Source organism: Schlegelella aquatica (assembly GCF_026013905.1).
GTDB classification, from domain to species: domain Bacteria; phylum Pseudomonadota; class Gammaproteobacteria; order Burkholderiales; family Burkholderiaceae_C; genus Caldimonas; species Caldimonas aquatica.
Genome location: NZ_CP110257.1, coordinates 2,460,814 through 2,484,448 on the forward strand (window position 1 = coordinate 2,460,814; position 23,635 = coordinate 2,484,448).

The 23,635-nt window shown below is 70.6% G+C and carries 17 protein-coding genes and 1 tRNA gene; 8 read left to right on the plus strand and 10 right to left on the minus strand.

Annotation, left to right across the window (positions count from 1 at the left end):
• Positions 1-22: 22 nt before the first annotated feature.
• The 6 genes from OMP39_RS11210 to OMP39_RS11235 form a co-directional block, all read right to left on the minus strand.
• A complete protein-coding gene (locus tag OMP39_RS11210; protein ID WP_264891809.1) occupies positions 23-1,849 on the minus strand; it encodes an ATP-binding protein in 1,827 nt (608 codons plus the stop codon).
• 194 nt (positions 1,850-2,043) lie between these two features.
• Positions 2,044-2,760, minus strand: a complete 717-nt coding sequence (locus tag OMP39_RS11215; RefSeq protein ID WP_264891810.1) for a response regulator — start codon at positions 2,758-2,760, stop codon at positions 2,044-2,046.
• A 127-nt stretch (positions 2,761-2,887) separates the two neighbouring features.
• Positions 2,888-3,343 (minus strand): MaoC family dehydratase, encoded by a 456-nt coding sequence (locus OMP39_RS11220; protein ID WP_264891811.1) that lies wholly within the window; start codon positions 3,341-3,343, stop codon positions 2,888-2,890.
• Positions 3,340-3,966 (minus strand): ParA family protein, encoded by a 627-nt coding sequence (locus tag OMP39_RS11225; RefSeq protein WP_264891812.1) that lies wholly within the window; start codon positions 3,964-3,966, stop codon positions 3,340-3,342. Before OMP39_RS11225 ends, OMP39_RS11220 begins: the two co-directional genes overlap by 4 nt.
• A gap of 147 nt (positions 3,967-4,113) precedes the next feature.
• A complete protein-coding gene (locus OMP39_RS11230; RefSeq protein ID WP_264891813.1) occupies positions 4,114-4,878 on the minus strand; it encodes a sulfite exporter TauE/SafE family protein in 765 nt (254 codons plus the stop codon).
• A gap of 6 nt (positions 4,879-4,884) precedes the next feature.
• On the minus strand, positions 4,885-5,463 hold the full coding sequence (locus OMP39_RS11235; RefSeq protein ID WP_264891814.1) for a malonic semialdehyde reductase: 579 nt from the start codon (positions 5,461-5,463) through the stop codon (positions 4,885-4,887).
• A 40-nt stretch (positions 5,464-5,503) separates the two neighbouring features.
• On the opposite strand from OMP39_RS11235, the gene OMP39_RS11240 reads away from it, so the two are divergent.
• From OMP39_RS11240 to cueR, 3 genes are all read left to right on the plus strand, one after another.
• Positions 5,504-5,935: a DUF1841 family protein gene (locus tag OMP39_RS11240; RefSeq protein WP_264891815.1), complete on the plus strand. Its 432-nt coding sequence runs from the start codon at positions 5,504-5,506 to the stop codon at positions 5,933-5,935.
• Positions 5,936-6,090: 155 nt separating this feature from the next.
• On the plus strand, positions 6,091-8,508 hold the full coding sequence (locus OMP39_RS11245) for a heavy metal translocating P-type ATPase (protein WP_264891816.1): 2,418 nt from the start codon (positions 6,091-6,093) through the stop codon (positions 8,506-8,508).
• Positions 8,505-8,933 (plus strand): Cu(I)-responsive transcriptional regulator, encoded by a 429-nt coding sequence (cueR, locus tag OMP39_RS11250; RefSeq protein ID WP_264891817.1) that lies wholly within the window; start codon positions 8,505-8,507, stop codon positions 8,931-8,933. Before OMP39_RS11245 ends, cueR begins: the two co-directional genes overlap by 4 nt.
• A gap of 52 nt (positions 8,934-8,985) precedes the next feature.
• Here cueR and OMP39_RS11255 read toward each other — a convergent pair whose 3' ends face one another.
• Positions 8,986-9,648: a c-type cytochrome gene (locus OMP39_RS11255; RefSeq protein ID WP_264891818.1), complete on the minus strand. Its 663-nt coding sequence runs from the start codon at positions 9,646-9,648 to the stop codon at positions 8,986-8,988.
• 105 nt (positions 9,649-9,753) lie between these two features.
• Here OMP39_RS11255 and OMP39_RS11260 point away from each other — a divergent pair, with 105 nt between their 5' ends.
• The gene (locus tag OMP39_RS11260; protein ID WP_264891819.1) at positions 9,754-10,596 is read left to right on the plus strand and encodes an AAA family ATPase; all 843 of its coding nucleotides are present in this window, start codon (positions 9,754-9,756) and stop codon (positions 10,594-10,596) included.
• A 115-nt stretch (positions 10,597-10,711) separates the two neighbouring features.
• Here the strand turns inward: OMP39_RS11260 and OMP39_RS11265 are convergent, their stop codons facing one another.
• On the minus strand, positions 10,712-11,212 hold the full coding sequence (locus tag OMP39_RS11265; RefSeq protein ID WP_425340628.1) for a hypothetical protein: 501 nt from the start codon (positions 11,210-11,212) through the stop codon (positions 10,712-10,714).
• A gap of 187 nt (positions 11,213-11,399) precedes the next feature.
• Between OMP39_RS11265 and OMP39_RS11270 the strand changes: the two genes are divergently transcribed.
• The 4 genes from OMP39_RS11270 to OMP39_RS11285 all read left to right on the plus strand — a co-directional run bounded on the left by OMP39_RS11270 (position 11,400) and on the right by OMP39_RS11285 (position 18,888).
• Complete coding sequence (locus OMP39_RS11270; protein WP_264891820.1) at positions 11,400-12,584, plus strand: vWA domain-containing protein; 1,185 nt, start codon at positions 11,400-11,402, stop codon at positions 12,582-12,584.
• Positions 12,585-12,783: 199 nt separating this feature from the next.
• Entirely contained in the window at positions 12,784-14,490 is a 1,707-nt protein-coding gene (locus OMP39_RS11275) for an autotransporter assembly complex protein TamA (protein ID WP_264891821.1), read from the plus strand.
• Positions 14,490-18,764, plus strand: coding sequence for a translocation/assembly module TamB domain-containing protein (locus tag OMP39_RS11280; protein ID WP_264891822.1), 4,275 nt, complete (start codon positions 14,490-14,492; stop codon positions 18,762-18,764). Before OMP39_RS11275 ends, OMP39_RS11280 begins: the two co-directional genes overlap by 1 nt.
• Before the next feature lie 49 nt (positions 18,765-18,813).
• A tRNA-Arg gene (locus OMP39_RS11285) sits at positions 18,814-18,888 on the plus strand.
• A gap of 21 nt (positions 18,889-18,909) precedes the next feature.
• Here OMP39_RS11285 and OMP39_RS11290 read toward each other — a convergent pair.
• Both OMP39_RS11290 and OMP39_RS11295 read right to left on the minus strand, forming a co-directional pair.
• Complete coding sequence (locus tag OMP39_RS11290) at positions 18,910-21,648, minus strand: bifunctional diguanylate cyclase/phosphodiesterase (RefSeq protein WP_264891823.1); 2,739 nt, start codon at positions 21,646-21,648, stop codon at positions 18,910-18,912.
• Between the two features lie 169 nt (positions 21,649-21,817).
• Positions 21,818-23,419: an ABC transporter permease gene (locus OMP39_RS11295; protein WP_264891824.1), complete on the minus strand. Its 1,602-nt coding sequence runs from the start codon at positions 23,417-23,419 to the stop codon at positions 21,818-21,820.
• Positions 23,420-23,635: the final 216 nt, after the last annotated feature.

The window sequence follows — 23,635 nt, forward strand, 5'->3', positions numbered from 1 at the left end:
GTCGCGGGTCGCGGGCCTCGGCTCAGCGTGCCCGCAGGCCCAGCTTGAAGGCGATCATCGCGCGCAGCTTGTTGGGCACCACCGGCTTGATCAGCAGATGGAAGCCGTGGCGCGTCGCCTCCGCATCGAGCGCCGAGGTCGTGCTGCCCGTCACGAGGATGGCGGGCAGTTCGGGGCCGAAGCGCTCTCTCAACGCCAGCAGCGCGTCGATGCCATTGCTCTGGTGATCGATGCGGTAGTCGATGATGGCCAGGTCGGGCCGCTGCCCCTGGGCCGCGGCCTGCGTCGCCCACGCGGCCGCCGCAGGCACGCTGTCGAAGGCGGCGACCGTCGCGCCCCAGCTCTTGAGCAGCACCTCCAACCCGTCCCGCACCGCCGAGTCATCCTCGACGACGACGATGAGCTGCCGGTCGAGCGCGAGCCCGAGCGCCGGGCGGGAGGGCGGGGCCTCCGGCGCGCGCAGCGCGCGGCCCATCGGCAGCCTGAGGGAGAACACCGTGCCATGACCGTAGCGCGAGCGCAGGGTCAGCGGCGCGTCCATCAGCTGCGCGAGCCGTTTGGCGATGGCCAATCCCAACCCGAGGCCCTTGCGCTGCTCGGCCGGCACGGGGCGGTCCGTGTGCACCTGGTAGAACTCCTCGAACACCCGGGCCTGCTCGGGCTCACGGATCCCGACGCCGGAGTCCCACACCTGCACCAGCAGGTCGTCGCCGCGCACGCGGCACGTCACGAGCACACCGCCGTCTTCGGTGTAGCGGATGGCGTTGGAGACGAGATTGCGCAGGATGCGGTCCACCAGCACCGGATCGGCATACGCGAAGTGCTGCTCACCGCGGAACTTGAGCTCCAGGCCCTTCTCGAAGGCCACCGGCTCGAAGTGCAGGCGCAGCCGGGTGAAAAGCTCACGCATGCTGAAGTGCTGCGGCTTGACCTCGACCCCGCCGGTGTCGATCTTCGTGATGTCCAGCAGCTCGCTGAACAGTCCCTCCAGGGCGTCGACGGAGCTGTTGATGCTGTTGACGAGCTGGATCACCTCCTCGTCGCGGCTGCGGTGGCGCAGCGCCTCGGCGAAGAGCCCGAGCGCATGCAAGGGCTGCCGCAGGTCGTGGCTGGCCGCCGCGAAGAACTGGGTCTTCGCGCGGTTGGCCACCTCGGCCGCGCGCTTGGCGTCCTCGGCGGCCGCCTTCTCGGTGCTGAGCTGCTCGAGCAGCTGCTCGGTGTCCACCTTGAGCTGCACCACGTGGTCGAACGACCTGCGGTAGTACCGGCCGAGCACGGCGGTCATCAGGAAGGTCAGCACCAGCACGCCAGCGAGATCCAGGCTGTCCGGCGTCCCGAGCGTGGCGATACGCGCGATCGTCGGCACGAAGCACAGCGCGATGAACGCGAAGAACACCCGGGACTGCGTGGCGAGCAGAGGAATCGCACCGACGCAGTAGCTGTAGACGATGAGCAGCAGGCTCGTCTGGTGGACGGACTCCCCCACCGGGTAGAGCAACCACGCGACCGAGCCCCACGCGGCACCGGAGGCGAGGGTTCCCGCGTTCCACGCGAGCCGCCATCGGCCGAACTCGGCCGGCTCCTGCGGCGCGGCGGTCTTGAATCGGAGCATTGTCAGCAGGCGCCCGAGCCACACGAGCATGAACAGGGCCACCCAGCCGTACAGGATGTGGGGCTGCGCCTCATCCCGGTAGAGCAGCACCAGGACCAGCGCGCCCAGCAGGTTGCCCAGGAGCGAGGGGACGGTCTGCTGGAACACGTTGCGTACGGCATCCGGCAAAGGCAGGCCCGGCGCGCCCGCCCGAAAGGCTGGGGCGGGGGCCGGCAGACCTGTGGAGACGGAAGTCACGCGGCAATCTCCTCACGTGGGTGCAACTGGGCGACGGCGGTGCTGCTCGGTGCGACCGTGCGGCTGGCGGCACCTGCGCTCACACGCCGGGCAGAGTGTCGCATGCGCCAGGGGCTGCATGAGAGTCGGCCACTGCCGCGCAGAGGAGGGCATGCCGGGACGCGGGCGCACTGCCAGGCGGATCAGGGCTCGTCTCAGGATCGGCTGCTGCGCCAGGCGGGAAAGCCGCCCTCCTGCTGCGTCATCTGGCTGACCGCGAGCACCGCTTGCGTGCGCGAGCTCACGCCGAGCGCCCGGAGCACCGCCGCGACGTGGTCCTTCACGGTTTCGACGGAGAGATGGAGCTCGCGCGCGATGAGCTTGTTGGGTTTGCCTTGCAGCAACAGAGCCAGGACGTCCGTCTGCCGGGGCGTCAGACCGAGCGCGGCCAGCGTCGGGGGCGTCTGGTAGCCGGCCTGGGCGGCGTGGGCGGCCACGGGATGTGCGGCGGGCGCGGCCGACTGCGGGGTGGCGTCGAAGCCCATGCTCATGGGTGGCACGTACACCCCGCCGGACATCACCGTGCGCAGAGCCTCGTGCAACTGATCGTTGGAGGCCCGCTTGGGCACGAAGCCCATCGCGCCCATGTCGATCGCCTGGATGACGTCGCTGCTGCGGTCGGAGGCGGAGATGACCACGACCGGCAGCGCCGGATAGAGCTGCCGCATGTCGGCCAGCAGGTCGAAGCCGTTGGCGTCGCCCAGTTGGAGGTCGAGCAGCACCAGATCGTACTGCGCGTCCTCGCTCAAGGTCTGACGTGCCGCGCCGGCACTGCCCACCCCCACCACCTCGATCCCGTCGCCCAGCCGCTGAATGACGCTTTGCAGCGCCGACAGGATCAGCGGGTGATCATCGACCAACAGCACTCGCATGATTCTTCTTGCGCACCCGCGCATGTTCTTTTTGGACGGCGCGGTGGATGCTAATGCAGGGGCCCGGTCCCCCATCCCCCCATTAAGAGGGATGGTGCCACGAGGGCGCAACGCCGGGCGGGGCCGATCAGGGATGACGGCGGGTCACCGACTCGGCGACGCACACCGGCTTGTCCGAGCCTTCGCGTTCGACGGTCACTTGCACCGTCAACTGGGCCCCGGCCGGCTCGAGCGGCTCGCAGGCGAGCAGCGTGAAATGGGCGCGCAGGCGGCTGCCCACCGGCACCGGCGCCGGAAAGCGGACCCGATTGAGCCCGTAGTTGATGCCCATGGCCACATCCCGGATCGCGAACGCCGACTCGAAGAAGAGCGGCAAGAGGCTCAGCGTCAGGAAGCCGTGGGCCACCGTCGTGCCGAACGGCCCCTTTCGCGCGCGTGCCGGATCGACGTGGATCCATTGGTGGTCCCCGGTAGCTTCGGCGAAACGATCGATGCGCTCCTGATCGATCTCCACCCAGTCGCTGGTGCCCAGCGATTGACCAACCAGGCCCTGCAAGTCGGTAAGACGCTCGAATACTTTCATGCCTTGCCCTGCTCGATCCACTCCAGGATCGGCTGCCACTGTTGCAGATCGCGTTCGACGCGGCTCGGCGCCACGTCCCACAACGTCAAGCCGCGCGCGGCCAGCTGCACGTAGTTCTGCGTGTCGCGCAGGTGGCCGACGACGCTCACCTCCAGCGAGCCGCAGAAGGCCCTGAGCTGCTCCGCCGCGAGGGTGTGTTCCCGCACCCTCATGCCGACCACCCCCACCTGCACGCGCGAGGACTTCCGGTGCGCGAGCAGTTCGTCGAGGAACGCCCGCGTCGCATAGATGTCGAAAAGACTGGGCTGCAGCGGCACGAGCACGGTGTCGGCCAGGCGCACGATCTCGTCCAGGCGCTTGCCGTGCAGGCCGGCCGGTGTGTCGAGCACGGCATGCGCCGTGCCCTTCGGCGGCTTGACGACGTGGCCGTGCCGCGTCTCCCAGGTGGCGATGGGCGCCGCTTGCGCCGGCCGCAGGCGCAGCCAGGTCAGGCACGACTGCTGGCGGTCGGTGTCGCCCAGCATCACTTTGTGGCCGCGCGAGGCCAAGTAGCCGGCGAGCTGGGTGGCGAGCGTGGACTTGCCGACTCCGCCCTTCGGATTGGCCACCACGATCACCGGCATCGCGTCCTCCGCGCCCCTCGCTGGAATGCGGGCAATGTTACCGGTCCCGACGCGCGCACCGCCCCGAGACAAACCAGCATCCGGCGTCACCCAGGCGACAGCCGGCCCTCGCCGTGAGCGGACCCGGTCTGCCCCGGCGGGCGCTCGTCACGCGGCCCACGAGTCCCACAGCAGCTTCAGGCCGGCGAACAGCATCCCGGCGTACAGCAGCCGATAGAACCAGCGCGGGTCGATGCGCCGCACGATCCGCACCCCGATCCACACTCCCACGGGCGCCAGAGGCATCAGCACGACCGCGGTCGCCATGTTGCGCAGGTCGATGAGGCCCAGCCAGGCGTAGGGCACCCATTTGGAGGCGTTGATGACGGCAAAGAAGACCGCCGAGGTGGCGGCGAACCTCACCGGCGAGAGCTTCAAGGGAAGCAGGTAGGCGTGCAGAGGCGGGCCGCCCGCGTGGGCGACGAAACTCGTGAACCCGGAGGCCATCGCCAACAGCGCCCCCAGCCAGCGCGGCGGAGGCGGCGCGTCGGCGCGGGGCGGGAAGAAGAGCCGCTGGACGAGGAACAGGAGCGTCAAGACACCGACCAGCCCGGCGACCATGGCCGGCGCGAGCAGGCCGAAGAGGAGCGTTCCGACCAGCGTGCCCGCCAACCCGGCGGGCAGCATCAGCCGCAGCAGGTCCCGATCGCCGGACTTCAGGTAGGAGGCCACCCCGATCACGTCCATCACCGCCAGCAGCGGCAGCATGATGGCCGCAGCCTGGGGGACCGGCACCGCCAGCGCCATCAGCGGCACCGCGAGCGCCCCGAAGCCGGCCGCGACGCCGCTCTTGGCCAGGCCGGTGAGCAGCACCGCGGGCACCGCCACGGCATAGAAGGCCGGGTCGGCGACGAGCGCCTGCGTCCAGTCCACCGTGTCTCAGACGATGCGGCAGGCTTGCTCGAACGCGAGGCGCGGGCTGCGCGGGAAGAGCTGGGAGGGATCCCCGTAGCCCAGGTTGCAGATGAAGTTGGTCTTGACCGCCGTGCCCAGCCAGAACTCGGCGTCGACGCGCGGCGCGTCGAAACCGCTCATCGGACCGCAGTCCAGCCCGAGCGCACGCGCGGCCATGATGAAGTAGCCGCCTTGCAGGCTGGAGTTGCGAAACGCGGTGGAGTGGATGACCTCGGGCTTGCCCTCGAACCACGAGCGGGCCTCGGGGTTGTGCGGGAAGAGCTGCGGCAGCTTCTCGTAGAAGTGCATGTCCATGCCGATGATCGCCGTCACCGGCGCGGCAGCCGTCTTGGCCTGGTTGCCTTCGCTCATGCAGGGCACGAGCCGCGCCTTGGCCTCCGGCGTCTTGACGAAGAGGATGCGCGCCGGGCAGCAGTTGGCGGAGGTGGGCCCCCACTTCATCAGGTCGTACAGGCGGTGCAGGAGCTCGTCCGGCACGGGCCGGTCGAGCCAGGCGTTGTGCGTACGGGCATCGTCGAACAGTTGTTCGGTCGTGATGTTCATCGCTCGAAGAAGGATTTGCGGAAAAGGCGACAATTCTCCGATGTTCGCCCCCTCCCAACACGACGTCCGGCTTTTCTTCTGCGAGGCGCATCGCAAGCACCGCGCCCAGGCCCCCTTGACCCCGCTGGAGGCGCTGGCGGCGGACTGGATCGCCGAGCACCCCGAGTACCACGACGACCTGGCGGACCCGGATGCGGCGGTTGCGGCAAGCTACACCGTCGAGGAGGGCCGCACCAACCCCTTCCTGCATCTGGCGATGCACCTGTCGATCAGCGAGCAGGTGAGCATCGACCAGCCCCGCGGCATCAAGCAGGCCTACGAGCTGCTGGCGCGCAAGCTGGGTTCGGCGCACGAGGCCCAGCACGAGATCATGGAGTGCCTGGGCGAGATGATCTGGAAGTCGCAACGCAGCGGCCTGCCCCCCGACGGCGAGGCGTACATCGACTGCGTGAGGCGGCGCGCCACGCGCTGAAGCCCTGCTCCGCCGTGCCAAGGGCCCGCACGTATCCCCTGCCGCAGACCGGCGTGTGTGCCAAAGGCAAGAATGGAGGCGCCGTCCCCCGCGGCGCGCGGGGCCTTCGGCACGGGGCTTGACCTTCACATCATGTGAAGGTCTAGTCTGGCGCCATGAACACCGCTTCCCCCATCGAACTGTCCTTTCCGGTGCAAGGCATGACCTGCGCCTCCTGCGTCGGCCGCGTGGAGCGCGCCCTGGGCAAGGTGCCCGGGGTGCGGCAGGTCAACGTCAATCTTGCCACCGAGACGGCCACCGTGCAGGCCGCCACCCCGGACGTCCTGCCGGGGCTGGTGCAGGCCGTCCAGGAGGCGGGCTACGGTGTGCCGCACCGCCCGGTGGCCCTGTGCATCGAGGGCATGACCTGCGCCTCGTGCGTCGCTCGTGTCGAGCGGGCGCTGCGCCAGGTGCCGGGGGTGGCGTCCGCCAGCGTCAACCTGGCCACCGAGACGGCGATGGTGGAGGCCCTGCCGACCGTCGAGCCGCAGGCGCTGCGCGAGGCGGTGCGCCGGGCCGGCTACGACGCCCGGCTGCCCGACCAACGGCCGGCCGCGGGCGCCAGGGCGCAGCGCTTCACCGAAGGCCATGCCGTCGCGCTGGCCGCCGTGCTGTCGCTGCCGCTCGTCGTGCCGATGGTCGGCGATCTGCTGGGCCGCCACTGGATGCTGCCGGCGTGGTGGCAATGGCTGCTCGCCACACCGGTGCAGTTCTGGCTGGGTGCCCGCTTCTACCGGGCGGGCTGGAAGGCCCTGCGTGCCGGCACCGGCAACATGGACCTGCTCGTCGCCTTGGGCACGAGCGCCGCGTACGGCCTGAGCGTCTGGCTCTGGCTGCAGGACCCGGAGGGCATGCCGCACCTGTACTTCGAATCCTCGGCGGTGGTGATCACGCTCGTGCTGCTGGGCAAGTGGCTCGAAGCGCGTGCCAAGCGGCAGACGACCGAGGCCATCCGGGCGCTCCAGGCTCTGCGCCCCGACACCGCCCGCCTGTGGCGCGAAGGACGCGAGGTGCCGGTGCCCATCGGCGAGGTGAAGCCGGGCGACGTCGTGATCGTGCGCCCCGGCGAGCGCGTGCCCGTGGACGGCGAGGTGGTCGAAGGACAGACCCATGCGGACGAATCCATGCTGACCGGCGAGAGCTTGCCGGTGGCCAAGCACCCGGGCGACCGCATGACCGGGGGCTCGGTCAACGGCGAGGGCCTGGTGCGGCTGCGCACCACCGCCGTGGGCGCCGAGACGGCGCTCGCCCGCATCGTGCGCCTGGTGGAATCCGCGCAGGCGGCCAAAGCCCCGATCCAGCGGCTGGTGGACCGGGTCAGTGCGGTGTTCGTCCCGGTGGTCGTCGCAATTGCCGTGCTCACGTGGCTCGGCTGGGGCTTGGCCGTGGGCGACTGGGAGGCCGCGGTCCTGCATGCAGTGGCGGTGCTCGTCATCGCCTGCCCGTGCGCGCTCGGCCTGGCGACGCCGGCCGCCATCATGGCAGGCACCGGGACGGCCGCCCGCCACGGCATTCTCATCAAAGACGCCGAGGCGCTGGAGATCGCGCACTCGGTGCAGGTGGTCGCGTTCGACAAGACCGGCACGCTGACCGAAGGACGGCCGCAGCTCGTGGCGCTGCATGCGGTGGCGGGAGGCACCGACGAGCAGGCGCTCGCGCTGGCGGCCTGCGTGCAGGCCGGCAGCGAGCATCCGCTGGCCCGTGCAGTGATGGAAGCCGCGCAGGCCCGAGGCATCGCGCCCGCGCCGGCCTCGGCCGTGAAGGCGGTCCCCGGGCGAGGGGTGCAGGCCGAGGTGGACGGCCGCACGCTGAGCCTGGGCAGCACGCGGTGGATGGACGAACTGGGGGTCGATCGCTCGGCGCTCGCCGAGCTGGCCGCGCGCCTGCAGTCCGAAGGCCGGACCGTCTCCTGGCTGGCCGAAGGCGCCGAGGCACCGCGGCTCATCGCCCTGCTCGCCTTCGGCGACAGGGTCAAACGCACCGCCCGGCAGGCCGTGGCGGCCTTGCACAGGCGCGGCATCCACACCGTGCTGGTGAGCGGCGACAACGCCGGGAGCGTCCAGGCGGTCGCCGCGCAGCTGGGCATCGACGAAGTGCGCGCCGAGGTCCTGCCGGCCGACAAGGCGGCGATCGTCGCCCAGCTGCGCGAGGGCCGGCGGCGCGTCGCCATGGTGGGCGACGGCATCAACGACGCGCCGGCGCTGGCCGCGGCCGACGTCGGCATGGCGATGAGCTCGGGCACCGATGTGGCGATGCACGCCGCCGGCATCACCCTGATGCGCGGGGACCCGGCGCTGGTGGCCGACGCGATCGACATCTCGCGCCGAACCACGCGCAAGATCCACCAGAACCTCTTCTGGGCCTTCGTCTATAACGTGGTGGGCATCCCGCTGGCCGCGCTGGGCGGGCTGAGCCCGGTGATTGCCGGGGCCGCCATGGCCTTGAGCAGTGTGAGCGTCGTGACCAACGCGCTCACGCTCACCCGCTGGCGCCCGTCCGGTCAGCAGGCGCCCCAGCAAGGAGACGCGTCATGAACATCGGTGAAGCCGCGGCCGCCACAGGCGTGTCCGCCAAGATGATCCGGCACTACGAGAGCCTGGGCCTGCTGCCCCCGGTGGCGCGCACCGACTCCGGCTACCGCCAGTACGACGACAACTCGCTGCACACGCTGCGCTTCATTCGACGTGCGCGCGATCTGGGCTTCGGCATCGAGGAGATCCGCACGCTGCTGCAACTGTGGCGCAACCGCCAGCGGGCGAGCAGCGAGGTCAAGCGCGTGGCGCTGCAACATGCGGCCGATCTGCAGCGCCGCATCGAGGAGATGCAGGCGATGAAGCACACGCTGGAGCAACTCGCCACCCATTGCAACGGCGACGACCGGCCCGAGTGCCCGATCCTGGAGGACCTCGCCTCGCATCCGCCGGGCTGCCACGCGAGCAACGGCGCGCGCTTCAGGTGAACGAATGCCGCCCGCAGGCGGCATGGTGGTTCGCCGGGCGCCGGGCCGGCGATCAGCGGAAGCGGTCCTGCTCGACCGTCTTGAGCTCGCCTTGCAGCGAGCCGATGTAATCGGCGATCTGCTTGAGCTCGACGTTGCTGAACTGCTTGACTTGCCCTGCCATGATCGCGTTGGCGCGGCCGATGTAGCGGTTGTTCTCGGTCTTGTACGACTTGAGCGCGACGAAGAGGTAGTCGGCGTACTGACCCGCGAGCTTGGGGTAGCTCGGATCGATGGCCTTGCTGAAGTTCTCGCCGTGGCACGACACGCACGCGCCCTTTTGCAGCAGCTGCGCGACCTGCGCGCTGGGCTCCTTGGTGGGCTTGGCCGGGGCCGGCGCGGCCTGGGCCAGTTGCTCGTAGTAGGCCGCGATGTCGGCCATGTCCTGGTCGCTCAGCGATTCGGCGATGCCGCGCATCGTCGGATGCTTGCGCTCACCCTTCTTGTAGGCGTTGAGCGCGGCCACGATGTACTTGGCGTTCTGGCCGGCGATCTTCGGGACCTTGTGCACTTCGGGGAAGCTGGACTGGTAGCCCGCGATGTTGTGGCAGCCGATGCACAGCGACACCTTCTTTTCACCCGCCTTCGCGTCCTGCGCGTGGGCAGCGCCTGCAAAGCCGGCCATGACACCGGCCGCAGCGGCCAGCACCGTCATCGTGGAAAGCACTTTCTTCATGGGGTTGCGCGGGAAGTTTCGGGTTTTTCGAAAGCAACCCCTCATTATATGCAGGGCTCTTATACTCGCCGGACCCCTTCAACGCTCTGATCCAGCTCAGCTTCCATGAAGTTCCAAGGCTCGGACACCTACGTCGCCACCCAGGACCTGATGCTCGCCGTCAATGCGGCGATCACGCTCAAGCGCCCGCTGCTCGTCAAAGGCGAGCCGGGCACCGGCAAGACGATGCTGGCCGAGGAGGTGGCGCGCGCGCTGGGCATGCCGCTGTTGCAGTGGCACATCAAATCGACCACGAAGGCGCAACAGGGCCTGTACGAATACGACGCGGTGAGCCGGCTGCGCGACAGCCAGCTCGGCGACGAGCGCGTCAAGGACATCCACAACTACATCGTCAAGGGAGTGCTGTGGCAGGCCTTCGAGGCCGAGCAGCCGGTGGCGCTGTTGATCGACGAAATCGACAAGGCCGACATCGAGTTCCCGAACGATCTGCTGCGCGAACTCGACCGCATGGAGTTCTATGTGTACGAGACGCGGCAGATGGTGCGCGCCAGGCACCGGCCGCTGGTCTTCATCACCTCGAACAACGAGAAGGAGCTGCCCGACGCCTTCCTGCGCCGCTGCTTCTTCCATTACATCCGCTTCCCCGATCCCGAGACGATGAAGAAGATCGTCGAGGTGCACTTCCCCGGCCTCAAGCGCGAGCTGCTCGCCGCGGCGCTGAAGAACTTCTACGACGTGCGCAACCTGCCGGGCCTGAAGAAGAAGCCCTCGACCAGCGAACTGCTCGATTGGCTCAAGCTGCTCGTGGCCGAAGACATTCCGCCCGAGGCGCTGCAGAGCAAGGACGAGAAGGTGGTGTTGCCGCCGCTGGTGGGCGCGCTGCTCAAGAACGAGCAGGACCTGACGCTCTTCGAGAAGCTCGTGTTCATGCAGAAGCACAACCGGTGATCGACCCGCGGCCGGTGGTGCTCGAAGGCCACGGCGTGCGTGCGGAGCCCCTGGCCCCCCGCGCACGCCGGCGAGTTGGGCGGGGCGTCGGCCCGCTCGCGTTCAGCGGGGAAGCTCAGCGGTAGTACAGCTCCCGCGGGCGCTGCCGCAGCGCCTCCTTGGCCAGCGCCCGCAGCAGCATCGCGATGGCGCCCGAGAAAGCCTCGTCGAACTCGGCCTCGGCGCCGCTGGCGGCCACCACGATGCCGTCCAGCCAGACGCTGCCCCACAGCGCGGTGTCGCCCGGGCGCAGCCGGTGCGCCTGGGCCGTCTGCAGCCGGAAGCTGTCCTGCCCGTGCAGCCAGCTCAGCCGCGCCTTGGCCCGCGCGAAGCCGGCGTAGTCCGCGTCCCATTCGGCTCGCTGCTTGCCGTAGGTGTGCTCGCACAGGATCGCCTCCTCGAAGCTGGCATTGAGCGGCGTGCGGGCCGGGTCCATCACCACGACATGGAACACGCCGCTGCCGTTGATGCGGCCGTCGAGCGTGGCCGCCTCGATCATGGGGCGGGCCATCTCGAGGGCGCGGGCGACGAGGTCGCGGTCGATCAGAGCGCTGTCGCTCGGGCGGTGGGTGTCCATGGTCGTTCGGCTCCCTGTCTTTGGATGCAGGTCAATGGGTGCTGCGCCCGGCAGGCAAACGGCGTGCCGGCGCGCCCAGCCCCTGCCGCGGCCCCGTCGACCGCCTGAGTGCAGGCACCCACCGCGAACCCGGCGATACACCACGCGCCGCGCGGCGCTGCCACAATAGCCGAGCGAAGGACACGCCATGCTCATCGACTTCTTCTTCACCTTGCGCACGGCCAAGCTGCCGGTCTCGATCAAGGAGTACCTGACGCTGCTCGAGGCGCTCCAGCACGGCGTGATCGACGACGACGGCGGCCCCACGATCGACAAGTTCTACTACCTGGCGCGCACGACGCTGGTGAAGGACGAGGCCCACTTCGACAAGTTCGATCGGGCCTTTTCGGCCTACTTCAAGGGCGTGGAGCTGCTCACCGACTTCGGCAAGGACATTCCGCTGGAGTGGCTGCAGAAGCGGCTGGAGCTGGAGCTCTCGCCCGAGGAAAAGGCGCAGATCGAAAAGCTCGGCTGGGACGAGCTGATGAAGCGGCTCAAGGAGCTGTTCGAGCAGCAGAAGGAGCGGCACGAAGGCGGCAGCCGCTACATCGGCACCGGCGGCACGTCGCCTTTCGGCGCGTGGGGCTACAACCCCGAGGGCATCCGCATCGGCCAGGACCGCTCGCGCAACCGCAGCGCGATCAAGGTGTGGGACCAACGCCAGTTCAAGGATTACGACGACTCCCTGGAACTGGGCACCCGCAACATCAAGGTCGCACTGCGCCGGCTGCGCCGCTTCGCGCGCGAGGGCTCCGAGCTGGAGCTGGACCTGGAAGACACCATCCACAGCACCGCGGCCAACGCGGGGATGCTGGACATCAAGATGGTGCCCGAGCGCCACAATCACGTGAAGGTGCTGCTGCTGATGGACGTGGGCGGCACGATGGACGAGCACATCCACCGGGTGGAGGAGCTCTTCAGCGCGGCCAAGGCCGAGTTCAAGCACCTGGAGTTCTACTACTTCCACAACTGCGTCTACGACTACATGTGGAAGAACAACCGCCGGCGCTACAGCGAGAAGTTCCCGACCTGGGACGTGATCCGCAAGTACAACAAGGATTACAAGCTCGTCTTCGTCGGCGACGCGACGATGAGCCCCTACGAGATCCTGCAGCCGGGCGGCAGCGTCGAGTACAACAACGAGGAGCCGGGCGCCGAGTGGCTGCAGCGGCTCACCCATGCGTTCCCCAAGTACGTGTGGATCAATCCGGAGCCTCAGGGGGTGTGGGCCTACCGACAGTCCATCTCCATCATCCAGCAGATCATGAACCAGCGCATGTTCCCGCTCACGCTCACGGGCCTGGAACAGGCGATGCGGCTGCTCAGCAAGTAAGCGCCGGATGAGATGGTGCCTGGCGCTCTGGCTGGTCGCGGCGCTCGGTCTCGGGGGGCCGGCGTTGGCTCAGGAGACCTCGGCCCCCGCCTCCGCCCCCGAGGCCGCAGCCGAAGCCCCAAGCGGCGCGCAGCCGCCCGCGGCGCCTGCTTCTGCGCCTGAGGAATCAGGGGCTCCCGGTGCGGGTGGCCTGCCTGCCGTGCAATACCGGCTGCGGGTGGAAGCGCCCTCGGGGCTGGACGACCTGCTCGAGCGGCACCTGGACTTGGCGCGGTTCCGGGGGCAGAGCGACATCACCGAGCTCGAGCTCGGCCGCCTGATTGCCGCCGCCCCGGCCCAAGCGCGCGCCCTGTTGGAGACCGAAGGCTACTTCGCGGCCCAAGTCCAGGCGCGCCGCGAGCCGAGCGCGCCCGGAGAGCCCGCGCAGGTGGTGGTGGAGGTCCAGCCCGGGCCTCGCGCCTCCATCGGGCGCCTGACGCTGGAGATCCAGGGCGACCTGCAGGATCTGGCGGAGGGCGGGGATGCGCATGCGGCCAGCCTGACGCAGACGCTCAAGGAACGCTGGCCGCTGAAACCCGGCACGCCGTTCACCCAAGCGGCATGGACCGCCGCCAAGAACGCCTTCCTGGGCGGCCTGCGCGCCGACGGCTACCCCGCGGCCTCGTATGCGGGCACGGTCGCGCAGGTGGATGCGACGACCCATCAGGTGCGCATCTTCGTCGTGGCCGACAGCGGTCCGTTGTTCCGGGTCGGCCCCATCCGCGTCGAAGGGGTGGAACGCACGACCGAAGACGCGGTGCGCAACCTGGCCCCCTTCGACACCGGCGACATCTTCACCGAGAAGATGCTCCTCGATTACCAGGAGCGTTTGCAGCGCTCGGGGCTTTACGCCGGCGTGGCGGTGGAACTGGAGGGCGACCCGCAACAGGCGCAAGCGGCCCCCGTCATCGTACGCGTGAGGGAGAACAAGCTGCAGTCGGCCACGGTGAGCGTGGGCTTCAGCACCAACACGGGCCCGCGCGCGGGGGTGGAGTACACCCATCGCCGCGTTTTCGGCTTCGAATGGATCGCCACCGGCCGTATCAAGCTCGCTCGGGACCAGCGCGACATCGGGCTGGACCTGCTCTCCTATCCCAAGGAGGACGGCTACCGCAACCTCTTCTCGCTCGCGGCCGAGATGCTCGATGCGGGCGGCGCGCGCACCGACACCCAGTCGGTGCGGTACGGCCGCTCGCAGGACACGGAGCGCATCAGCCGCCTGTACTACCTGGAGTTCAACCGCACCCGCCTGGAGACGGCCTCGGGGCAGACCACCGACCGGGCCTTGTGGGCCAACTACGAGTGGACCTGGCGCCGCGTGGACAGCATCGTCTTTCCCACGCGCGGTGTCGTGGTCCAGGCCCAGGGCGGCGGCGGCGTGACCGACGATGCACAAGGCGACCGAGGCCCGTTCGCGCGGGCGGTGCTGCATGCTCACACGTACTGGCCCCTGCCCGGCCAGCGCATCGGCCTGCTGCGCGGCCAGGTGGGTCAGGTGTTCACGCGTGACGGGCTGCGCGTGCCGGATTCGCTGCTCTTCCGCGCCGGGGGCGACGACTCGGTGCGCGGCTATGGCTACCGCACCCTGGGCCCGGTGCGCGACGGCGCCGTGGTGGGCGGCCCGGTGATCGCCACCGGCACCGCGGAGCTGATGTGGCCGATCTCGAGCCGGCTGCGCGACTGGTACGGCGCGGTCTTCGTGGATGCGGGCCATGCCGCCCGGCGCTGGGCCGACTGGAAGCCGGTGGTCGGTTATGGCGCCGGGGTGCGCTGGCGCAGCCCGATCGGGCCGCTGCGCGCCGACATCGCGTACGGCGACGAGGTCAAGCGCTTTCGCTTGCATCTGAGCGTGGGAGTGACCTTCTGATGGACGAGCCGCGCGCCCCCTCGCCTGGCGACACGGCGCCGCGCCCGCCCGCCGCGCCGGGCCGGCGTCGCAACGCGCGAGTGACGATCGCCGCGGTGCTGGGGCTCGTGCTGGCCCTGGTGCTCGGCTTGGGGCTGGCGGCGCGGTGGATGCTCGTCGAGCCGGCGGGCACCCGGTGGCTGCTGGATCAGCTCCAGCGCCGCACGGCGCGCGTCCAGGTGGAAGGCGTCGAGGGGGCGTTGCTCGGCGACTTCCAGGCCCGCCTGGTGCGGCTGGATCTCGGCTCGACGCGCTGGACCCTGCACGGGCTGCGTTGGCAAGGGCTGACTTGGGGGGGCTGGCAATGGGCGAGCCCCCACGCGCGCGTCGAGGTGGCCATCTTCGAGGCGCAGCGGGCAATCATCGAGCGCGGGGCGCCGCGCCCCTCGGCCCGCGTTGGCGGCCCGCCCGCCACGCTGCGCTCACCCGTCTGGCTGACGGTCGGGCGCCTCGCCATCGCGGAAGTGCTCCTGCCCGGGGTGGCCGTGCCGGTGCGCGACCTCGGGGTGCAGCGCCTCGTGCTCGCAGACGTGCACGAGCTGGGCGCGCTGTCCGCCCGCTGGAACGGACTGCTCCTCCAGGGCGAGGCGCGGCTGGAGGCGGCGGCGCCCTTCGCCTTGCAGGCGCGCAGCTCGGTGCGCAGCGACCCTTCCACCGGGCCCGACGCCGTGCCGGCCTGGGCTCGCGGTGTGGAGGCCGAGGCCACGGCGCGCGGCCCGCTGGCGCAGGTCGAGGTTCAGGCTCACGTGGCGATGCAGGACCAGCGCCTGCAGGCGCGCGGCACGCTCACACCGTTCTCCGCGGCGCCTCTGGCGCGCGTCGAAGCATCGTTCGAGCGGGTCGATCTCGCCCGGCTGTTGGCGGCCTTCACCCCGCGCGCCCCCACGACGGAGCTGAACGGCCAGGCGACGGCCCGACTGCCGCAGGCGGCGGGGGAGCCGCTCTCCCTCAGCTTGCAGCTTCGCAATGCAGCAGCGGGCCGTTGGGATACGCGCCGGCTGCCCGTGGGCGAACTGCGCCTCGAAGCCCGCGGCGCCCGGGACGACTGGACGCTGCAACGCGCCGAACTGGCCGCACTCGGTGCCGACGGCCGGCCGGCCGGGCGGCTCGCGGGCAGCGGCGGCTACCGCCAGGATCGTCTCACGCTGGCCCTGCGCTTCGACGGGCTCGACCTGGCCGCCCTGGACCGGCGGGCCCCGCCAGTGCAGTTGAACGGCCCGCTCGAGGCCGCCGTGCAGCGCGCGCCGGCCGGCACCGGGGCCCCTTACAGCCTGGTCGAACTCGGCGCGCGCTTGCAGGGCCTGTGGACGCCGCCTGCCCCTGCGCCGGGGCGCGGGCGCCGGGCGGCCGCGGCACCGCGCGAATTCACACTGGAGGCGCGGGCACGGGCCACGCCGCAGCGCATCGAACTGCTGCCCTCGGAAGTGCGCGCAGGCGGCGCCCGGCTGGCCTTGCGCGGGATGGCGCAACGCGCCCCCGAGGCATGGAACGTGACGGGCGAGGTGGACGCGCGCGACTTCGACCCCCGGCTGTGGTGGTCGCCCGAGCCCGGGTCGGCCTGGGCGACGACGGACAGCCGTCTCAATGCAAGGGCCCGCCTGCAAGGCGCATGGCCGCTCGGCGCGGCGGCGGGCGACTGGCGCCGACGCGCGAGCGGCGAAGTCCTCGTGCAACTCGTCGACAGCGTGCTCGCCGGCCAAGCGCTCGAGCTGGAGGCCACCGCCCGTGCCCGGCAGGGCGTGTGGGATGCCCAGGCGCACGCGCGCGCCGGCAGCAACACCGCGCGCTTGGAGGCGCGTCTGCGGCCGCCGGCCGCGGGCCAAGCGCCCGACCCGGGGGATCGCCTCACGTTGTCGGTGGACGCCCCGGACCTGCGGCAACTGCAAGCGTGGGCACAGGCGCTGGGCTGGAGCGGGTTGCAGGGCAGCGGCCGCCTCGAGGCACGCGCCCGTGGCGGGCTGGGCGCGTGGTGGGTGGACGGCGCGCCCCCCGCCGGGCTGCAGACCGACGGCCAGGCCCAGCTGCGCGGAGGGCGGCTGGGGGGGTACGCGCTGGACCGTCTGGACGGCCGCTGGCAAGGCGCGCTGCGGGAAGGCGCGCCCATCGAGGGCCTGCTCGACCTCGAAGGGCTGCAGCTCGCGGGCCTCACCGTGACCCGCGCCCACGCCACCGCGCAAGGGCACGCGGGAGACCACCGCCTGACGCTGGAAGCCCATCTGCGCCAGGGGGCACGCACCGAAGCGGCCGTGGCGGCCAGCCAACCCGACAAGGGCGCGGCCGCCGCGCCGGGCGTGGCGGTCGATGCGCCGGTCACTTCGCCGCTGCTGCTCACGCTGCAACTCGACGGCGCCTACACCCAGGTGGGCGAGGCGTCGCAATGGAATGTCCGCATCCCCGCCTTCCTCCTGCGGCCCGCCGCCTCGGCCACGGCGGCCCCGCGCGAGGAGGCCCTGCCCCTGCTCGAAGCCCGCGACCTGCGGCTCGTGTGGAGGCGCGCAGGGGCGAGCGAATCGTGGACGCTCGAACCGGGCCGGCTGCAAGGGCTGGGGGCCTCGCTCACCTGGCGCGAGGCGCGCTGGTCGCGCGAGGGCGATCGGCGCGAACTGGCGCTGGACGGCGACGTGGAGCCGTTCGCCGTGGCCCCGTTGCTCAAGCGGTTGCAGCCGGACTTCGGCTGGGCGGGCGACCTGCGCGTGGGCGGTCGGTTCCGGCTGCGCTCCACTCCTGAGGTGAGCGGCCTGATCGAACTGCAACGCACCGGCGGCGACTTGCAGATCGTGGAGTTCGGCAGCGTGCAAAGGCTCGGTCTGCGGCACGCGGCGCTGCGCTTCGAGGCCCAGGCCGGTCTGTGGCGCCTGACCCAGCGCGTCGAAGGCGCGGGGCTGGGGCTCGTGGCCGGCGAGCAGACGGTGCGAACCTCGCCGTTGGCCTTGTGGCCCGAACCGCAGGCGCCGGTGACCGGGCGCCTGCAGATCGCGGTGGAGAACCTCGCGGCGTGGGGCGTGTGGGTGCCGGCCGGATGGCGCCTGGGGGGACAGGCATCGGCCCAGCTCGCGCTGTCGGGCGCCTTCGGCTCGCCCTACCTCACCGGAGAGCTCGTCGGCCAGCACCTGGCGGTGCGCAACGCCCTCGAAGGTGTGGCATTGCGCGATGGCGTCGTGCGCATCACCTTCCAGGGCGAGTCGGCGCGCATCGACGCCTTCCGTTTTGCTGCCGGAGACGGCCAGATCGAGCTGACCGGCCAGGCCCGCCTGGGCGAGGCGCCGCAGGCGCAACTGCAACTCGTGGCGCAGCGCTTCGCGCTCCTGACGCGCGTCGACCGGCGCGTCGTCATCAGCGGCGATGCCCAGGTGCAGTTGCAGCCCGAGCGCGTCGTGGTGCGGGGACGGGTGCGCGCCGACGAAGGGCTGGTGGACATCAGTCGGGCCGATGCACCCAGTCTCTCCGAGGACGTGGTGGTGCGCCGCCCGGGCGACGCGCCGCTCGAAGACACCGCCCCGCTGCCCCGCCAGCCCGGCCCGCTCGCCCGCGCACTCGATCTGGACCTCGTGCTCAATCTGGGCCAGCGCTTCCAGCTGCGCGGGCGCGGCATCGACAGCCGGCTGACCGGCGAGCTGCGGCTCACTTCGCCCCAAGGCCGGCTCGCCGCCCACGGCGAGATCCGCACGGTCGAGGGCAAGTACGAGGCCTACGGGCAGGAGCTGGAAATCGAGCGCGGCGTGCTCACCTTCGTCGGCGCGCTGGACAACCCCCGGCTGGACATCGTCGCCGTGCGCCCCAGGATGGAAACGCGGGTGGGCGTGACGGTCACCGGCAGCGCGCTCAACCCGCGCGTCAATCTCTTCTCCGACCCCAACTTGCCGGACACCGAGAAGCTCGCCTTGCTCGTCACCGGCCGCAGCTACGACACCCTCGCGGGCAACCAGACGCTGCTGTTGCAGCGCGCCGCCTGGGCCCTGCTGGCCGGCGACGGGAGTGGCGATGCGGGCAGCGTCCTGAAAAACCTGCCGCTGGACGAACTCTCGGTGCGCCAGACCGACGGCGCCGTGCAGGAAACCATCGTTTCCGTGGGCAAGCGCATTTCGGAGCGCGTGTACGTGGGCTACGAGCGCAGCCTCAGATCCACCGTCGGGTCCTGGCAGCTCATCTACCGCGTCGCACAACGCTTCACCCTGCGCGCCCAGACGGGGGAAGACGCGGGGGTGGACCTGATCTGGATTTTCCGGTGGAACTGACCCGCCCGCAGCGGAGGGCGGCGGCGCTTGCCTACAATGGAGCTTGAGTCCCGCCGTAGTTCAATGGACAGAACGAGCGCCTCCTAAGCGCTAGATACAGGTTCGATTCCTGTCGGGGGGACCAGCCTTGCCGTGCCCTGGGGCCTCATTCGGCCGCCGCCACCTGGCGCGCCCCCTCCAGCAGTCGCGCGAACACTGTCTCGTCCATCGGTGCGCCCAGCAGGTACCCCTGGGCGATGTCGCAGCCGTTGGCCTTGAGCAGCTGGAGCTGGTGGGGCGTCTCGACCCCCTCGCCGACGATGCCCATTTCGAGGCTGTGCGCGATCGCGATGAGCGCGCGCACCAGGCGTGGATCGCCCTGGGCGGTGCGCACCGCCGCCATGAACGAGCGGTCGATCTTGATCTTGTGCACCGGCAGCTCGCGCAGGTACGCGAAGCTCGAGTAGCCCACGCCGAAGTCGTCGATGGCCAGGCTCACCCCCAGCGACCTCAGCTCGCCCAGCGTGCGCGCCGCCGCCTGCGGGTCGCGTACGAGGGCGCTCTCGGTGAGCTCGAGTTCGAGCGCCTCGGGCGGCAGCCCCGACGCTTGCAGCGCCGACGCCACAGTCTCCACCAACCCGCCTGCCTCGAGCTGCCGAGGCGAGATGTTGACCGCCACGCGCAACGGCACGCCATGCGTGCGCCGCCAGGCCTGAGTGCGGGTGCACGCGCAGCGCAGCACCCAGGCGCCGATGGGCACGATCAGTCCCGTCTCCTCCGCAAGGGGAATGAACTCGGCCGGAGACACCAGCTCTCCTTCGCGGTGCCAGCGCAGCAGCGCCTCGGCGCCGACCAGCCGGTCGCTGGCGCAGTCGAACTGCGGCTGGAAATGCAGCAGCAGTTCGTCGCGCTCCAGCGCGCGGTGCAACTCGGCCTCCAGCCGCAACAGCCGCACCGACGGGGCCCGACCGTCCGGTCCGTACACGCGGTAGGTGCTTCGCCCGGCCTCCTTGGCGTGGTACATGGCGCTGTCGGCATGGCGCATCAGCGTGGCCGGGTCCTCGCCGCATTCCGGATAGGGCGCCACGCCCACACTGGCCGTCACCCGCAGTTCGTGACCGCCGTCGTCGATCGGGGCTTCGAGCACGTGGAGGATCTTGTGCGCCACCAGCTCCGCGTCCTCCAACGCGGCGATCTGCGGCAGCAGCACGACGAACTCGTCGCCGCCCATACGTGCCACCGTGTCGCTCGAGCGCACGGCGCCGCTCAGGCGCCGTGCGACCTCGCACAGCACCCGATCGCCCACGTGGTGACCGAGGCTGTCGTTGATGTTCTTGAACCGGTCCAGGTCCACGAACAGCACGGCCAGCCGGCCCTTCTCGCGTTTGGCGCGCTCCACGGCCTGTCGCAGACGGTCCTCCAGCAAGACACGGTTGGGCAGGCCCGTCAACGCATCGTGGTGCGCCATGTGATGGATACGCTGTTGCGCCTCGTGCCACTGCGAGATGTCGCGCACGATGCCCACGTAGTGCCGCTCGCCCTCCATCGACATCTCGTTGAAGGCGACCTGCGCCGGAAACCGGGCGCCGCTCATCGTCGTGGCGATGGTCTCGCGCAGGCCGCGACCGGCGAGCTGGGCGGGAGCACCGTCGTCGAGAAAGTCGCGCATCGAGCGCCCGATCACGCGGCCGTCGGGTACGCCGAACATGCGCTGCGCGGCGGCATTGGCGCTGCGCACGACGCCCTCGGCGTCAAGGGTGACGATGGCATCGGCCGAACTCTCGATCACCGCCGCCAACCGGCGTGCGCTCTGACGGGCCTGGATGTCGAGCTGGTGCGCAATGCGCATCGCATGCTGGTATCGGTTCGCAAAGCCGAGCAGCACCCCGAACGCCGACAGCGTGGCGAGCGTCCCGCCGACCAGGATGGACAGCGGCAGCGGCTGCGTGAGCCAGGACACCGGGCTGCGCGCCACCTGCACGACCCACAGCCGCCCGGCAAGCGACACGCCATGCTGCCTCAGGTCGGCGCCGTCCGGCTGGAACACGCCCTCCTGGCTGTCGTAGAAAAGCTCCGGCCGGCTGAACGGCTGCAGGTTCCCGGGCAGTCCTGTCGGCCCGACGTCTTCGACGCGTAGCCGCATGGTGGGGGGCAGATCGGGAATGGCGTCCTCGATGACGTTCACCGCCCGGAACACGCCGGAGACCTGTCCCACGTAGCGGGCCCGCCTGCCCTCCAGCGTGGAGGGCACGGCCCCGCCCGCATAGACGGGCACGCGGATCAACAGCCCCCGCCCGCCTTGCATCAGCTCCACCGGGCCGGAGACCATCGGCCGCCCCTCGTCGCGCGCCATCTCCGCGGTGCGCTTGTGCAGCGGCGAGGCCAGGCTGTCGAAGCCCATCGCCACTTCGTTGCCGCGCATCGGCTCGTTGTAGATGACCGGCAGGTACAGCGCACGCCCGCCAGCCGGGTGGATCCGGTAATGCGCCCCCGCGGGCAGCAGCCCGTGAAGCTCCCCGTCCACGCGGCGCTCGAACGCCTCGCGCTCGCGCTCCTCCACGAGTTGCGAGTACTGCACCGCGAGCACCGCGCGATAGCGGGAGCGCGATTGCAGCGCCTCGAAGTGGCGGCGGAACTCCTCGCGCGTGACGTGCTCGCTGGAATGAAAAAGGCTCTGGAATGTCAACAGGAAGTCGATGTACTGCTCGAAGCGCTCGCCGATGCGGCTGGACACCCTGGCGGCATAGTCGTCGAAAGACGCATCGGCCTGTTCCTGCAGCCGAAGTGCGGCGTCGCGCCAGCCCCACAGGGTGAAGGCGAGGCCGAGCACGAGCACCAGCCACGCCATCGGCCGGACCGCTTTCGTGAACAACCCGCCGGTCGGGGGCCCTCTGAAGCCGCTCATGCACATCCCTAGCTCTTGTCGGCGACGCCGTGGTCCCCCGTGAACGCAGGGAGGCGCCCTTGCTTTATCGGACGCAAACGGTCGGCATGTATGGCCCGGGCGACATGCGGTTGCCAACAATGCACGGTTCGCCGCCCCGGGCGGGGCCGGCGGGCACCAGAGCGGCAGCTCATCGCCGGTGCATCGCCCGCGACAGCAGCACGACCGGCACCAGCCCCACGACCACGATGGCCAGCGAGGGCAGCGCGGCTTCGCCCAACCGCTCGTCCTTGGCGAGCTGGTAGGCGACCACGGCCAGCGTGTCGTTGTTGAAGGGGCGTAGCAAATACGTCGCCGGCAACTCCTTCATCACGTCCACGAACACCAGCAGCGCGCCAGCCACCACCGAGCGCCGCAGCAGCGGCAGGTGCACGCCGACCAGCAGCCGGGCGCGCGAAGCTCCCAACATCCGCGCCGATTCGTCGATGCTGGGGGGAATGCGAGCATAGCCGGCCTCGACCGACTGCAGCGCCACGGCCGAGAACCGCACCAGGTAGGCGTAGAGCAGCCCGAGGATCGTCCCCGTCACCCAAGCCGTGGCACCGCTGCCCGGCCAGGCGCCCTGCACCCAGGCCGCGGGCAGCAGGATGCCCACCGAGATGACGGCACCCGGCACCGCATAGCCCAGCCCCGCCACACGCGCGGCGAGCCGCAGGCCGGGCCGAGCCCCTTGTCGAATGCCGAAGGCCAAGGCCAGCGCGAGCACGGCCGCAGCCAAGGCGGCGATGCCGGCCAGCTTGAAGCTCGTCCAGCTCCACTGCGCGAAGCGCCCCCAGGGGATGCCGAATTCGGAATACTGCGCCTCCTGCCACAGCAAGTGCAGCAGCACCACGACGGGCAGCAGGAACCCGAGCACGATCGGCGTGGCGCACACCGCCCAGGCGATCCAGCGTCCGCGCCCGACGAGGGGAAGCGGTCGCGCCTCCTGCCCCCGCGGCCCGCCGGGGCGCGCCGTCACGAAACGCATGCGCCGCTGGGCCCGATGCTCCAGCCACAGCAGCAGGGCCACGACGGCCAGCAAGGCCGTCGCGAGTTGCGCCGCCGCCAGGCGATCGTCCATGGACAGCCAGGCCCGGTAGATGCCGGTGGTGAACGTGGCAAGGCCGAAGTAGGAGCCCACACCGTAGTCGGCCAGCGTCTCCATCAAGGCCAGCGCCACGCCCGCTGCCAGAGCCGGCCGCGCCAGCGGCAAAGCCACCTTCAACACCCGCCGCGACATGCCAGCGCCCAGCAGCTGGGCCGCTTCCATCAGGTGCACGCCGCGCTCTTGCAGCGCCGCGCGGGTGAGCAGGTAGACGTAGGGATACAGCGCCAGCACGAACACCGGCACCGCGCCGCCGAAGCTGCGCACGTCGGGCAGCATCGCTCCTTCGGCGCCCGTCCAGCGGCGCAGGGCCGTCTGCAGTGGACCGCTGTACTGCAGGAAGTCGGTGTAGGCATACGCCAGTACATAGGCGGGCATCGCCAGCGGCAGCAGCAGCGCCCATTCGAAGATCCGCCGTCCGGGGAACTCGAACAGCGTCACCGCCGCCGCGGTGGCTCCGCCGACGGCGGCCACCCCGAGCGCGACGCACAGGGCCAGCAGCAGCGAGGTGCCGGCGTAGCCGGGCAGCACCGTCTGCCATTGATGCACCACGGTGGACCAGCTGCCCGCATCGAGCAGCGCCCAGGAGCCGACCACGCCCAGCACGGGCAGCGCGAGCAGCAAGGCACAAAGCGTGAGCAGACGCATCGAGACGCAAGAGGGTACTTGTGCGGTCGGCCCAGGGGGGCGACCAGGCCCGAGGGCAGCCGCGGCACGGCCGCCGCGGCGAGAGGTTGTCGAAGGCGGTGCGTATGATAGGGCCCGCCGCCCGGCCCGCCCTCGCCCGGGCATGCCCGCTGCTTCTGTGCGCACGCCTTCCGTGTTCCGCCCCATGCGCGTGGCATGGAGAGCCTGCCGCGCCGC

What these genes read in the sequence shown, in the direction of transcription:
- OMP39_RS11215 (WP_264891810.1), bottom strand. Translation starts at nt 2,760, where the DNA reads ATGCGAGTGCTGTTGGTCGATGATCACCCGCTGATCCTGTCGGCGCTG.
- OMP39_RS11220 (WP_264891811.1), bottom strand. Translation starts at nt 3,343, where the DNA reads ATGAAAGTATTCGAGCGTCTTACCGACTTGCAGGGCCTGGTTGGTCAA.
- OMP39_RS11225 (WP_264891812.1), bottom strand. Translation starts at nt 3,966, where the DNA reads ATGCCGGTGATCGTGGTGGCCAATCCGAAGGGCGGAGTCGGCAAGTCC.
- OMP39_RS11235 (WP_264891814.1), bottom strand. Translation starts at nt 5,463, where the DNA reads ATGAACATCACGACCGAACAACTGTTCGACGATGCCCGTACGCACAAC.
- OMP39_RS11240 (WP_264891815.1), top strand. Translation starts at nt 5,504, where the DNA reads ATGTTCGCCCCCTCCCAACACGACGTCCGGCTTTTCTTCTGCGAGGCG.
- OMP39_RS11245 (WP_264891816.1), top strand. Translation starts at nt 6,091, where the DNA reads ATGAACACCGCTTCCCCCATCGAACTGTCCTTTCCGGTGCAAGGCATG.
- cueR (WP_264891817.1), top strand. Translation starts at nt 8,505, where the DNA reads ATGAACATCGGTGAAGCCGCGGCCGCCACAGGCGTGTCCGCCAAGATG.
- OMP39_RS11255 (WP_264891818.1), bottom strand. Translation starts at nt 9,648, where the DNA reads ATGAAGAAAGTGCTTTCCACGATGACGGTGCTGGCCGCTGCGGCCGGT.
- OMP39_RS11260 (WP_264891819.1), top strand. Translation starts at nt 9,754, where the DNA reads ATGAAGTTCCAAGGCTCGGACACCTACGTCGCCACCCAGGACCTGATG.
- OMP39_RS11265 (WP_425340628.1), bottom strand. Translation starts at nt 11,212, where the DNA reads ATGGACACCCACCGCCCGAGCGACAGCGCTCTGATCGACCGCGACCTC.
- OMP39_RS11270 (WP_264891820.1), top strand. Translation starts at nt 11,400, where the DNA reads ATGCTCATCGACTTCTTCTTCACCTTGCGCACGGCCAAGCTGCCGGTC.
- OMP39_RS11280 (WP_264891822.1), top strand. Translation starts at nt 14,490, where the DNA reads ATGGACGAGCCGCGCGCCCCCTCGCCTGGCGACACGGCGCCGCGCCCG.
- OMP39_RS11290 (WP_264891823.1), bottom strand. Translation starts at nt 21,648, where the DNA reads ATGAGCGGCTTCAGAGGGCCCCCGACCGGCGGGTTGTTCACGAAAGCG.
- OMP39_RS11295 (WP_264891824.1), bottom strand. Translation starts at nt 23,419, where the DNA reads ATGCGTCTGCTCACGCTTTGTGCCTTGCTGCTCGCGCTGCCCGTGCTG.